9 protein-coding genes are annotated in these 11,847 nt (G+C 66.9%); 2 read left to right on the forward strand and 7 right to left on the reverse strand.

Features of this window, described 5'->3' with window-relative positions; translation table 11 throughout:
- Positions 1-8: 8 nt before the first annotated feature.
- A complete protein-coding gene (locus tag QCE69_RS00335) occupies positions 9-1,676 on the reverse strand; it encodes a Na+/H+ antiporter (protein ID WP_309913155.1) in 1,668 nt (555 codons plus the stop codon).
- A 386-nt stretch (positions 1,677-2,062) separates the two neighbouring features.
- Between QCE69_RS00335 and QCE69_RS00340 the strand changes: the two genes are divergently transcribed.
- Positions 2,063-3,382: an EAL domain-containing protein gene (locus QCE69_RS00340; protein WP_309928812.1), complete on the forward strand. Its 1,320-nt coding sequence runs from the start codon at positions 2,063-2,065 to the stop codon at positions 3,380-3,382.
- A 9-nt stretch (positions 3,383-3,391) separates the two neighbouring features.
- On the opposite strand, the gene QCE69_RS00345 is transcribed toward QCE69_RS00340, so the two are convergent.
- Positions 3,392-6,970 carry an indolepyruvate ferredoxin oxidoreductase family protein gene (locus QCE69_RS00345; protein WP_309928814.1) on the reverse strand — a complete coding sequence of 1,193 codons (3,579 nt, stop codon included), beginning with the start codon at positions 6,968-6,970 and terminating at the stop codon, positions 3,392-3,394.
- Between the two features lie 247 nt (positions 6,971-7,217).
- Here QCE69_RS00345 and QCE69_RS00350 point away from each other — a divergent pair, with 247 nt between their 5' ends.
- The gene (locus QCE69_RS00350) at positions 7,218-7,862 is read left to right on the forward strand and encodes a glutathione S-transferase (RefSeq protein WP_309928816.1); all 645 of its coding nucleotides are present in this window, start codon (positions 7,218-7,220) and stop codon (positions 7,860-7,862) included.
- A gap of 6 nt (positions 7,863-7,868) precedes the next feature.
- Here the strand turns inward: QCE69_RS00350 and QCE69_RS00355 are convergent, their stop codons facing one another.
- The 5 genes from QCE69_RS00355 to QCE69_RS00375 all read right to left on the reverse strand — a co-directional run bounded on the left by QCE69_RS00355 (position 7,869) and on the right by QCE69_RS00375 (position 11,696).
- Positions 7,869-8,114: a hypothetical protein gene (locus QCE69_RS00355; protein ID WP_309806962.1), complete on the reverse strand. Its 246-nt coding sequence runs from the start codon at positions 8,112-8,114 to the stop codon at positions 7,869-7,871.
- A 60-nt stretch (positions 8,115-8,174) separates the two neighbouring features.
- Complete coding sequence (locus tag QCE69_RS00360) at positions 8,175-8,396, reverse strand: hypothetical protein (protein ID WP_309913166.1); 222 nt, start codon at positions 8,394-8,396, stop codon at positions 8,175-8,177.
- A 77-nt stretch (positions 8,397-8,473) separates the two neighbouring features.
- Positions 8,474-9,385: a carbohydrate kinase gene (locus tag QCE69_RS00365; RefSeq protein WP_309928817.1), complete on the reverse strand. Its 912-nt coding sequence runs from the start codon at positions 9,383-9,385 to the stop codon at positions 8,474-8,476.
- 5 nt (positions 9,386-9,390) lie between these two features.
- The gene (locus QCE69_RS00370) at positions 9,391-10,644 is read right to left on the reverse strand and encodes an AGE family epimerase/isomerase (protein WP_309928820.1); all 1,254 of its coding nucleotides are present in this window, start codon (positions 10,642-10,644) and stop codon (positions 9,391-9,393) included.
- On the reverse strand, positions 10,641-11,696 hold the full coding sequence (locus tag QCE69_RS00375) for a LacI family DNA-binding transcriptional regulator (RefSeq protein WP_309928823.1): 1,056 nt from the start codon (positions 11,694-11,696) through the stop codon (positions 10,641-10,643). Before QCE69_RS00375 ends, QCE69_RS00370 begins: the two co-directional genes overlap by 4 nt.
- Between the last annotated feature and the right edge of the window lie 151 nt (positions 11,697-11,847).

Here is an 11,847-nt window from a genome sequence, read left to right on the forward strand (position 1 = left end):
GGCGGCGCTTACCCCGCCGTCCCCCGCTTGCGGTTCACGATCGCCGTCTCCGACAGATCCACTTCCCGCAGCAGCTTGTTCAAGGTCTCGTCGTTGATGTCCTGCGCGGCGCGCAGCCGGAGCAGCTCGGCCCGCTCCGCGCGCAGCGCCGCCATCTTCAGCCGCGTTTCCATCAATTCGCTCTTCTTCGCGGCCACGCGCGGCGCTTCGTCTTCGCCGAGCGACTCCAGCCTGCGCCGGTACATGCCCATCACGCGCGCGGTGGAATCGGCGCAGCGCGCGGAAGCGGCGGCATCCATCTCCTCGACCATTTCGTCATGACTTTCGTCGATGGCGCGAATCGCCGCCTGCGCCGCGCGGCGGCGCGCCATGCGTTCCTCCGCCGCATGCGGATTACGCTCGCGCTCGATGCCGTTCAGCATGATCGGCAGCCCGACCACCGCGATCAGCAGCGACACCAGAATCACCGCCGACGCAATGAAGATCGCCAGATCGCGCCCGGCGAGCGGCGCGCCGTTGTCGAGCGTCACCGGCAGCGAGAGCACGCCCGCGAGCGTCACCGCGCCGCGCACGCCGCTGATGGTCGTCAGCGCGAGCGTCCGAAAACCCGGCTCGGCGCTTTCGAGTCCCTGCTTCGCGGTCCGGCGTGCCGCGAGCCAGCGCAGCGAATACACCCACACGAAGCGCAGCGCATACAGCGCGACCAGCGTGGCGACCACATAACCGAGCAGCAGGCCGACCTGCGCGTTGCCGTCGCGATGCGCCTCGATCAGCGCCCGCCCGAGGATGTGCGGGAACTGCAGGCCGAGCAGGATGAAGACCATGCCGTTGAAGACGAACTCGATCATCGTCCAGGTGCTGGTCATGCGCACCCGCACCGCGCTCGGGAGGCTGGGGCGCAGGCTCTGGATGTTCATCACCATGCCCGCCGACACCGCCGCCAGGATGCCCGAGCACCCCGCCCGCTCGGCGACGACATAGGCGGCGAACGGAATCAGGATGGTCAGGATGACGCCCGCGGCGGGGTCGTCGTCCTCGGAGAACTTGAGCAGGCGCGCGGGAATCTCGGTCACGGCCCAGCTGATCACCGCGCCGATCGACAGCCCGCCCGCCGCGATGAGGAAGAAGCTGATGGTGGCGTCGCGCATCGAGAACATGCCGGTCAGCGCGGCGGCGATCGCGAATTTCAGCGCGACGAGGCCGGACGCGTCGTTCATCAGCGCCTCGCCTTCGAGGATGTTCATGAGGCCCGCCGGAATGCGCTTGCGTCCGGCAATGCCCGTCAACGCGACGGCGTCGGTCGGCGAAAGCACGGCGGCGAGCGCGAAGGCGACGGGCAGCGGCATCGACGGGATCATGGCGTGCAGGAAATAGCCGAGCACGCCGACGGTGAGGAACACCAGCCCGAGCGCGAGCATCAGGATCGCGCGGCGCTGCAGATAGAGCTCGCGTTTCGGAATGCGCCAGCCGTCGGCGAACAGCAGCGGCGGGATGAACAGCAGCATGAACAGATCGGGATCGAACGTGACGTGCAGCCCGAACTTCGGCCAGGCGAGACACGCGCCGATGGCAATCTGGATCAGCGGCAGCGGCAGCTTGACGGGCAGCAGGCTCAGGCCGAGGCCCGAGAGCGCCACGGCCAGCAGCAGGATGAGGACGGTAAAGACGATTTCCATATGTGCGCTACAGCACGACGCCTGCGCCCGGCGGGCGCGCGCGGCGTCTAGCATTGATGGGACGAGCCGAAAGTTTAGCCCGTGCGTGCGCCGCAGGCAGCGATGGGGGCGCTTCCGCTTTTGCACCGATGCGGTGCGTTTGCACGACGAATGGCCTGAGGACGGTGCATTCCGGCGGCAAAAGCACGACGAAACGGGCCGCGCTTTGAGCATGGAGCTTGCTTTAGCGAAAGCCACGGGACACCGAGACTCCCGACGAGATCATCGAGGGCTGTTCTTATGAAGACGTTACGGGACGGATCCGGCAAGGGTCCGGCGGCAGCAACGACGCAAGGCACGCGCAGGTCGAGCGCGCTTCGCCGAACGCAGCAGGCGAGGGTATCGACATGGTGATCGCAAACCCCGAGAAGTCGACGATTTCCGCGCGCAGTTTCGAACTGGGCGTGATGTCGGGTTTCGACCGCTATTCGGTCGAGCATGGCGACTGGACGCTCTCCAGCGTGTTCCAGCCGGTCTTCAGCCTCTCGCACATGCGCGCGGTCGGCTATGAAGGCTTGCTGCGCGCGCACGACGGCTTCGATCGGCCGGTGTCGCCGCTCGACGTGTTCGGCCAGGCATCGCGCATCGGCGAGGCGCTGCAGATCGACCGGCTCGCGCAGGCCCTGCACCTCGAAAACTTCAAGATGCTCGGCGCGCAGACCGAATGGCTGTTCCTCAACGTGCATCCGGGCGCGCTGACCGAGCCGTACCACGCCGCCGCGCTGATGGCGAACCTCAAGCGCCTGCACATCGAGCCGCGTCGCGTGGTGCTCGAAGTGCTGGAGCAAAGCGCGGAAGACATCGAGCGGCTCGCGCTCGCCGTGCAGCAGTTCCGCGAGCAGGGCTTCTTGATCGCGCTCGACGACTTCGGCGCCGGGCACACCAATATCGAGCGCATCTGGCAACTCGATCCGGATATCGTCAAGCTCGACCGCGTGATGCTGTCGCACGCGGGCCATAACGTGCACGCGCCGCTGTCGCCGCGTTCGATCAAGCAGCGGCAGAACATGGAGGCGGTGCTGTCGGGCATCGTGTCGCTGCTGCACGAGGCGGGCAAGCTCGTGCTGATCGAAGGGGTCGAGACGGAGCACGAAGCGCAGCTCGCGCTCGCCAGCGGCGCGGACTTCGTGCAGGGCTTTTTCTTTGCGCGGCCGCATCCGGGGCTCGCGGACGGCGCCCACGCACAGACGATCATCGGCGAGCTGACGGAACGCTATCGCTTGCAGACGGAAGCGCGGGAACGGCGCGTCGCCACGCGGCTGCAGCCGTATATCCGCGCCTTCGAGCGCGCGGCCGAGCGGCTCGCGGCGGGCGAACCGCTCGACGAAGTCTGCTGGAACTTCCTGGCGCTCGACAATGCCGCGCGGTGTTTCCTGCTCGACCAGAACGGCAAGCAGAGCGGCCGCAATGTCGTGCTGCGCGCGGATCGCGCGGCGCACGAGGCGCGCTTCCTGCCGCTGATCGACGCGCAGGGCGCCAACTGGCTGCGCCGGCCGTACTTCCGGGCGGCGCTCGGCGACCCGGAGCGGGTCCACGTGACGAAGCCGTATCTGTCGATCAACGAGGCGATGCCGTGCGTCACGCTGTCGGTCGAGACACGTTCCGGAGGGCGGCGCTGCGTGCTGTGCGGCGACATCGACTGGCTTCCCGACGATCTCGCCGACTGAACCCGCGCCTTATTTCGCCACCACGACCGGAATGCCCTTGAGCGACGCCGCGCCCTTCATCGTATCGAGGGCGGCGCGCACGGCGTCGCCGGTCGCCGCTTCGATGCCGATGCGCGCCGCCACGTCGCGCTCGCTGCGCTTGACCATCGCGACGTTGGCCAGCTTCACGTGACCATAGCCGCGCACGCGCTCGTACAGTGACGCAAGGGCGTGCACGTCCTGGGCGTTCGCCGCGTCGAGCCGGGCGAGCGCGCGCGTCATGGTGCTTTCGAAGTCATCGGCCAGGCGGCGTTCCATGCGGCGTTCGAGCGTCCGTCCGAACACATCGAGCGGCGTGCCGCGCAGCATGCGCAGCTTCGCAAGGCCGCCGAAGACCGGCCACATCCACTGGCCGAACACTTTCTTCTTGGGCACGCCGCCATGCCCCGCGTGCGACAGCGCCGGCGGCGCGAGATTGAACTTGACGGTGTAGTTCTCGCCTGCCGTGCCTTCGAACTGCGCGGCCAGCGCGGCGCGGAACGACGGATCCGCATGCAGGCGCGCCACCTCGTATTCGTCCTTCACCGCGAGCAGCTTGTAGAACGAGATCGCGATGGCGCGTGCCAGCGCTTCGTTGCCCGCCGCCGCGTTCACCAGCTTGCGGAAACGCGTGACGTACTTCGCGCCGCCGTAGGCGAGCAGGCGTTCTTCGCGATCGCGGATGAGTTCCGGCAGCGACATCTGTTCCATCGTCACGTGCGGGGCGCTCACCTGCGCCGTCAAGGCTTCTAGCGCCGTTGGGTCCGCTGCGGCCAGGCGGCCGATGGCAAACGCCAGCTTGTTCGCGCCGACCGCGACATTGTTGAGTTCCAGAGCGCGCATCAGCGCCGCGAGCGAGAGCGGCACGAGGCCGAGCTGCCACGCGAAGCCCAGCATCAGGATGTTCGCGCCGATGGTGTCGCCCAGGAAGCGCTGCGCCAGCGCCTGTGCATCGCAACTGCGCATGGCGTCGTGCGCGCCGGGACCGGCCGCGTGACGCAGCTTGTCGAGCAGGGCATCCGCGTGAAGACTGGCCTCGGGGTTCTGCACGAAGGTGGCATTCGGAATCGCGTGCGTGTTCACGACGATCTTCGTGCGATCGTGCCGGACCGTCTGCAAGGCCTCCGGGCTCGCGCCGACCACGAGATCGCAGGCGAGCAGCAGGTCGGCCTGCTGGGTGTCGATGCGCACCTGGTTGAGCAGCGCATCGGTGGCGGCGAAGCGCACGAACGACAACACCGAGCCGCCCTTCTGCGCAAAGCCCATGAAGTCAAGCACCGACGCGCTCTTGCCTTCCAGATGCGCCGCCATGCTGATGAGCGCGCCCACCGTCACGACGCCCGTGCCGCCGACGCCCGTCACGAGGATGTCGTAGGGCGCGTCGTCGAGCCGGGTTGCGGGCGGCGTCAACGCATCGACGCGGCGCGCGAGTTCCGCCGGATCGAACGCATGGCCTTCGGCCTTTTTCAGCTTCGCGCCTTCGAGCGTGACGAAGCTCGGACAGAAGCCGTTCACGCACGAATAATCCTTGTTGCACGACGACTGGTCGATGCGGCGCTTGCGTCCCAGCTCCGTCTCGACCGGTTCCACCGACAAACAATTCGACTGCACGCCGCAATCGCCGCAGCCTTCGCAGACGGCTTCGTTGATGAACAGGCGCTTGTCCGGATCGGGAAACTCGCCTTTCTTGCGGCGGCGGCGCTTCTCCGCCGCGCAGGTCTGGTCGTAGATCAGCACGGTCACGCCCGGCGTGTCGCGCAGGCGGCGCTGGACCTCGTCGAGCTGGCCGCGGTGATGAAACGTCGTGCCGCGCGGAAACTGGTCCTCGTGGCCCTGGTACTTCTCCGGTTCGTCGCTGACAACTACCAGCAGCGCAATGCCTTCCGCTTCCACCTGACGGGCGATCTGCGGCACGGAGATGCTGCCGTCGACCGGCTGGCCGCCGGTCATCGCGACGGCGTCGTTGTAGAGGATCTTGTAGGTGATGTTGGCCTTCGCCGCCACCGCCTGACGGATCGCGAGAATGCCCGAATGGAAGTAGGTGCCGTCGCCGAGGTTCTGGAACACGTGCGGCGTTTTGGTGAACATCGAGTGCGACGCCCAGTCGACGCCTTCGCCGCCCATCTGGATCAGGCCGGTCGTGTCGCGCTCCATCCACGACGCCATGAAGTGGCAGCCGATGCCCGCATGCGCAATCGATCCTTCCGGCACCTTCGTCGACGTGTTGTGCGGGCAGCCCGAGCAGAAGTAGGGCGTGCGCTTCACGGCGTCGGCGACGTTCGAGAGAATCGGCGGCGCGACCAGATCGACCACCTTGTCGCGGCGATCCAGCGCGGGCTTGTGATGCGCAAGCCATTGCGCGAACACGGGCAGCACCCGCGACGGCCGCAGTTCGCCGAGTGCGCTCAGCAGCGCGGCGCCGTCCCGCGCATGCTTGCCGATCACCACCGGGCGGGCGCCGTCGGTGCGGTTGTACAGATGCTCCTTGATCTGCTGCTCGACGACCGGTCCTTTTTCCTCGATCACGAGCACTTCGCTCAGGCCGACGACGAACTGTTCAAGGCGCGTCGTCTCCAGCGGATACGACAGCCCGACCTTGTAGATGCGCACGCCGGCGGCGTCGAGATCGGCGACGGTCAGGTCCAGGCGGCGCAAGGCTTCCATCAGGTCGAGATGGGCCTTGCCGCAGGTGACGATGCCCACGTTGGCGCGCGGACTCTGCGCGATCCACTTGTCGATGCTGTTCGTGCGCGCGAAGTGGCGCACCGCGTCGAGCTTGGCGGCGAGGCGCGCTTCGATCGTCAGGCTCGGCAGGTCGGGCCAGCGGTTGTGCAGGCCGCCGGCGGGCGGCGTGAAGTTGCCGGGCGCGGTCCAGTCGCGGCGGACGGCGTCGAGATCGACGGTCGAGCCGGATTCGACGGTCTCCGAGATCGCCTTGAAGCCGACCCACGCGCCCGAGAAGCGCGACAGCGCCCAGCCGTACAGGCCGAACTCCAGCATGTCCGCGACGTTCGACGGATTCACCACCGGCATGTGCCACGAGATCATCGTCTGGTCGCTCTGATGCGGCATCGACGACGACACGCAGCCGTGGTCGTCGCCCGCCACGACCAGCACGCCGCCATGCGGCGACGAGCCGTAGGCGTTGCCGTGCTTGAGGGCGTCGCCGGCGCGATCGACGCCCGGTCCCTTGCCGTACCACATCGCGAACACGCCATCGACGGTGCGTTCCGGGTCGGACTCCACGCGCTGCGTGCCGAGCACCGCGGTGCCGCCGAGTTCCTCGTTGATGGCGGGCAGAAAGCGCACGTCGTGCGACGCGAGCAGTTTCTTCGCCTTCCACAACTGCTGGTCCACCATGCCGAGCGGCGAGCCTCGATAACCGCTGATGAAGCCGGCGGTGTTCAGGTCCGCCGCGCGGTCCTGTTCGCGCTGCATCAGCACGAGGCGCACGAGGGCTTGCGTGCCCGTCAGGAAGATGCGGCCGTGCGTGGCGCTCAGGTTGTCGCCGAGTTGATAGTCCGACAGCGCGGGAGCAAGGCAGGCATCGGCGGGGACGCGAGCGTTCATGGAATCTCCGGTCTCGTTTTGGTATGTGGGGCAATGCGTCATTCTTTGCCGCCGAAAGCGGAATGTTTTTGCGCACTGTCCGGGATTCGGCTGGAATCAAGAAACAGATGGATTAATTGCCGCCGAAACGAGAGAAATCTTCTCGATCGGGCTCGCGTGCGCGTTAACCCGGATCGTTCAGACCACGTCGGATGGAGTTTTGGTACTAACCTGAACGACACTGAAACCCGCGAAGAAGACGAGACCGATGAAGCTCTACTACTGGCCGAAGACGCGCGCCTTTCGCGCGCTGTGGATGCTCGAGGAAATGCGTGTGCCGTACGAACTCGAGTACGTGAACATTCGCGCGGGTGCGCAGAACGGCGCTGACTTCAGCCGCGTCAATCCGATGTCGAAACTGCCGGCGCTCGAGGACGGCGGCGTGCGCGTGGCGGAATCGGGCGCGGTGCTGCTGTATCTGGCGGATCGCTATCCGGACAGCGGGCTGGGCGTGCCCGTCGACGATCCGGCGCGCGGTCGTTTCCTGCAATGGATGTTTTTCACCGGCTCCTGCCTGGAGCCCGCGATGGCCGAGCGCATGACCGGCGCGCCGGGCAACACGGTGAGTTTCGGCTGGGGTGATCTGGCGCGGGTCGAGCATGCGATCGAAAGCGCGCTGGAGGAGGGGCCGTGGCTGCTCGGCGAGCAGTTCACCGCCGCCGATGTACTCGCGGCGAGCACGCTGCAGATTGCGCTGGTCGCGAAGCTGATTCCGCCGGAGGGCGTGCTGTTCGAGTACGTCGAGCGCTCGCTGGCGCGCGAAGGTCATGAGCGTGCATTGGCGATCGACCGTCGCGAGGCCGCGCGGCTTGCGCCTGCTGCTCAGGCGGGCGTGGCGCACGCGTCACGCTGAGCGGAATCAGGGAAAGGCGCGCGGCTTCGGAATGCCCGCGCCGGCTTCGATATCCGCCACGCCGCGCTGATGCGCAAGCTCGACGGCTTCGGCGCGATCAACCAGCCCTTCGTCGCCGCCGACCGTCTGCCACGCCTGCACCGCCTTGTCGTGATGGCGGATTTCGTACTCCGCGTCCCAGCGCGAGCCTTGCAGCTCGACCGGTCTCACGTGGATCGCATAGACGCCGTAAAGGAAGATCTGCTCCGGCATGGTGTCCTCCATTGCAGTCAGCAGCGGCCGCGAGGCAATGAGCCAAGCGCCGCCTGGCCGCTATAGTTCGATTTCCCCGAGAATCCGGTGCGCGAGCGCGCGCGCTTCGTCGAGTGCTTCTTCTTCGTTGCCCGAGGCGGCGTCCACTTCGAAGACCTTCGCCTCGGTGTCCTCGCCGTCGTCGCGCGTGAGCGAAACGAGGCCCTGGAACTGACCGTCGTCGATGGCGCGCACGCCGATCTGCGCGGTGTAGATGCCTTTCGTGTAGGTGGTGTCTTCCATGGTGGATACGCCTCCGGGCAAGGACGAATCCATGCTAGCACGCGGATATGCGACGCGTATGACGCCGTCCTGCCGCTTTATTTCAGCAGCGCTTCGACTTCGTCGAGCGTCGGCGAATGCGCACCCGAATGACGACAGGCCGCCGCACCCGCCGCGAGCGCGAACCTCAGATGCTCCGGCCAGTCGCCGTGGCGCGCCATCAGGCTGTAGAGCAATCCGCCGATGGAAGCATCGCCGGCCCCGACCGTATCCGCCACTTCCACGCTCGGCGGACGCGCGCTGAATTGCTCGTCGCCGGCGTAGAGCGTGGCCTGCGCGGAGCCGCGCGTGACGAGCAGGGTGGCCTGCGGATTCATCGCGCGAATCGCGGCAAGCGCGTCCGGCTCGGATTTGTCCTTGAACAGCATGTGCAGGTCTTCGTCCGAGACCTTGATGAGGTCGGCGAGCCCGGCCATGTTGCGCAGGATCGGCTCGTAGCCGTGCTCCATCAGGTTGCGGTAGTTCGGATCGAAGCTGATTTTCACGCCGTGCTCGCGCAACTGCCGGGCGAGCGCCGCCAGCGTGGCGCCGAGCGGCTGGCGCACGAGACTGATGCAGCCGAAGTGCGCCCACTTCACCCGCTCCATCCAGCCTTGCGGCAGGCGCGACGGATCGAAGGCGAGATCGGCGCCGTTCTCGCCCATGAAGTAATAGGTAGGCGGCTGCGTCTTGTGGACGATGGCCAGCAGCGGCGGGCGCTCGACGCGCTGCATGAAGCGCATGTCGAGGCCGCACGCGACGCTGGCTTCCCACAGGTCGTCAGAAAAGTTGTCGGTGCCGAGCGAGCCGGCGCATGCGGTCGGCAGGCCGAGGCGCGCGACCGCGCGGGCCACGTTCCAGCCCGCGCCGCCCGGACGCGAGAGCCAGCTCGACACGTCCGTGCGGATCATGTCGGTGAGGATGTCGCCGGCGGAGACGAATTGCGGAAAGGTGCTGTGCTCGCTTGCCATCGATTTCACCGTGAATGTTGTGACGGGGCGAGCGCGTTCAGCACTTCGTAGCACGCGCCCATGGTGTGATAGTCGGTCTTGCCCGCGGGACTTTTTTCGTCGCCGTACTTGCGGTTGTCGCAGGTCAGGATGCGATACCACGCGCCGTATTCGTGATCGACGAAATGCGCCCAGCTGTAGCGCCAGAGTTCGTCGTAGCAGTCCCAGAAACGCTCCCGGCCCGTGCGGGCGCCGAGCAGCGCCGCCGCCGCGAAGCTCTCCGCCTGGACCCAGAAATACTTGTCGTGGTCGCAGATCGTGTCGTCGGGACCGAAGCCGTAATACAGGCCGCCGTGCCGGCTGTCCCACGCGCGGTTGAAACCGGCGTCGAACAGTTCCACTGCGCGCGGCGCGAGCCACGGCAGCGCGCGATGCCGCTCCAGGATCAGCAGGAGCTTCGCCCATTCGGTCTGATGACCGGGCTGGAAGCCCCACGGACGGAAGATGTTCGAACTGTCCGACTCGTTGTAGTGCCAGTCCACCGACCAGTCGGGCCGGAAGTGCTCCCACACGAGCCCGTTCGACAGCCGGGCCTGGCGCAGCGTGATGTTGCCCGCGATCTTCTCGGCGCGGTCGAGGTAGACCACATGGCCGGTTGCCTCGTAGGCGGCCAGCAGCGCCTCGGTGGCGTGCATGTTGGCGTTCTGCCCGCGATAGTCGGAAAGACGCCAGTCGGGCGTGGCTTCGTCGGCGTACAGGCCGGCGTCGGCGTCCCAGAAGCGGCGCTCCATCAGCGCGAAGGTTTCGTCGATCATTGGCCGGGCTTCGTCGATGCCCGCCATCGCCGCATGCGCGCACGCGAGCAGCACGAAGGCCATGCCGTAGCAGTGGCGCGTGCCGTCGAGGGTGCGTTTCTGGCCGTCGCGCCACTCGATTTCCCAGTCGTAGCCCTCCAGCGCCGCGTCCCAGTGCGCCGCGCGCAGGAAGCCGAACGCGTGCCGCGCGTCGTCCTGATGGCGCGCGTCGCCGAAATGCCGGTACGCCATCGCGTAGTTGAAGACGAAACGCGTGCTGCTGACGAGGTGGCGCGTCGTGGGGTTGTAGACGCTGCCGTCGTCCTTGAAGAAGTGGAAGAAGCCGCCGGACGGGTCGCGGGCGTGGGGCGCGTAGAACGCGAGCGTGTCGCGCACGTGCGCGAGCAGGAAGTCGTGGCTGCGAAAGTCGATCGCGCGTTCTGCCGGCGCTGCTTCCGCGAGGGCGGGTGAGGCAGTCATGTTCATGGCGTGCTGATGTCCTGGTTCGCGTGCTGTCTTGATGCCGGTTTCCCCTGAGGGCCCGCGCCGGAACTCGCGCGCGGGATGAAGTCGACTGCGACGAGCGTATCGGCCTGATTCGGCGGCCCCGACGTGTCCTCCAGCAGCAGTTCGACGCCGCGGCGCCCGAGCGCTTCCTTGTCGATGGCGACGGTCGAGAGCGGCGGCGTGCTCTGCGCGGCGGCGGGAATGTCGTCGAAACCCACGAACGCGATGTCTTCCGGCACGCGCAAGCCATGAGCGAGACAGACCCGCATCGCGGCGAGGGCCGCTGCATCGTTATAGGCGAAAACGGCGTCGGGCAGCGGCGCGGATTGCGCGCGTGCATCGGCGATCAGGCGTTCCATGGCGTCGGCGGCGGCGAGATCGGCGGGCAGACCCGGCTGGGTCATGATTTCGAGCATCGGATCGAACAGGAGGCCCGCGTCGAAATAAGCCTTGCGATAGCCCAGCGCGCGCTGCGCGATGCTGTGATGCGCGAGCGAGCCGCCAATGAACGCGATGCGCCGCCGCCCCGACGCGAACAGATGCTGCATCGCGAGCGAGGCGCCTCGGGCGTTGTCGATGTTGACGGAGCGGAAACCCGGCGCGCGCAGGTCGATGAGCACGGTCGGGCGCGCAAGCGCATGCAGGTGCGCGAGCAATTCCGGCTCGACGAAACCCGCGACGGCAATGGCGTCGGGCGCATGGAGCCGCATTTGTTGCGCGAGATCCTGGGTGGGGCCGGCGGTGAGCACGGATGGCACCAGCCGGCGTTCGCGGCAGGCTTCCTCGAAGCCGTTCAGCACGTGCGAGAAGAATGGGCTGACGGCGAAGTTGTTGTGTTGCCGGTGCAGCAGGAAGGTCACGCGGCGAATGCGAGTGCGCAATTGCGCGGAGTCATAGCCCAGTTGCTGCGCCACTTCGACGACGCGTATGCGCGTGGCCTCGGACAGCCCGGGTTGATTTTTGAGCGCGCGCGAAACGGTGCCGATCGAGACGCTGGCGGCGCGTGCGACATCGCGAATGGTGGTGGCCATCGTAGTGTTCCTGTCTCCGCTATGGCCGGCGCGTTTGATATTTGCTGTTTATCGCGACTGCCGGGTTTATTCTGATCTCGGCGATTGTATAGTAAAAATCGCGGCAGAAAACCCGCATCAAGCTAGGAGAAAACCACGATCACCCTGATGT

The sequence above is a fragment of the Caballeronia sp. LZ032 genome, from assembly GCF_031451315.1.
Classification (GTDB): domain Bacteria; phylum Pseudomonadota; class Gammaproteobacteria; order Burkholderiales; family Burkholderiaceae; genus Caballeronia.

Excerpts from the sequence above, each read along its gene's own strand:
- QCE69_RS00335 (WP_309913155.1), bottom strand. The coding sequence starts at position 1,676 with ATGGAAATCGTCTTTACCGTCCTCATCCTGCTGCTGGCCGTGGCGCTC.
- QCE69_RS00360 (WP_309913166.1), bottom strand. The coding sequence starts at position 8,396 with ATGGAAGACACCACCTACACGAAAGGCATCTACACCGCGCAGATCGGC.
- QCE69_RS00375 (WP_309928823.1), bottom strand. The coding sequence starts at position 11,696 with ATGGCCACCACCATTCGCGATGTCGCACGCGCCGCCAGCGTCTCGATC.
- QCE69_RS00345 (WP_309928814.1), bottom strand. The coding sequence starts at position 6,970 with ATGAACGCTCGCGTCCCCGCCGATGCCTGCCTTGCTCCCGCGCTGTCG.
- QCE69_RS00350 (WP_309928816.1), top strand. The coding sequence starts at position 7,218 with ATGAAGCTCTACTACTGGCCGAAGACGCGCGCCTTTCGCGCGCTGTGG.
- QCE69_RS00340 (WP_309928812.1), top strand. The coding sequence starts at position 2,063 with ATGGTGATCGCAAACCCCGAGAAGTCGACGATTTCCGCGCGCAGTTTC.
- QCE69_RS00370 (WP_309928820.1), bottom strand. The coding sequence starts at position 10,644 with ATGAACATGACTGCCTCACCCGCCCTCGCGGAAGCAGCGCCGGCAGAA.
- QCE69_RS00355 (WP_309806962.1), bottom strand. The coding sequence starts at position 8,114 with ATGCCGGAGCAGATCTTCCTTTACGGCGTCTATGCGATCCACGTGAGA.
- QCE69_RS00365 (WP_309928817.1), bottom strand. The coding sequence starts at position 9,385 with ATGGCAAGCGAGCACAGCACCTTTCCGCAATTCGTCTCCGCCGGCGAC.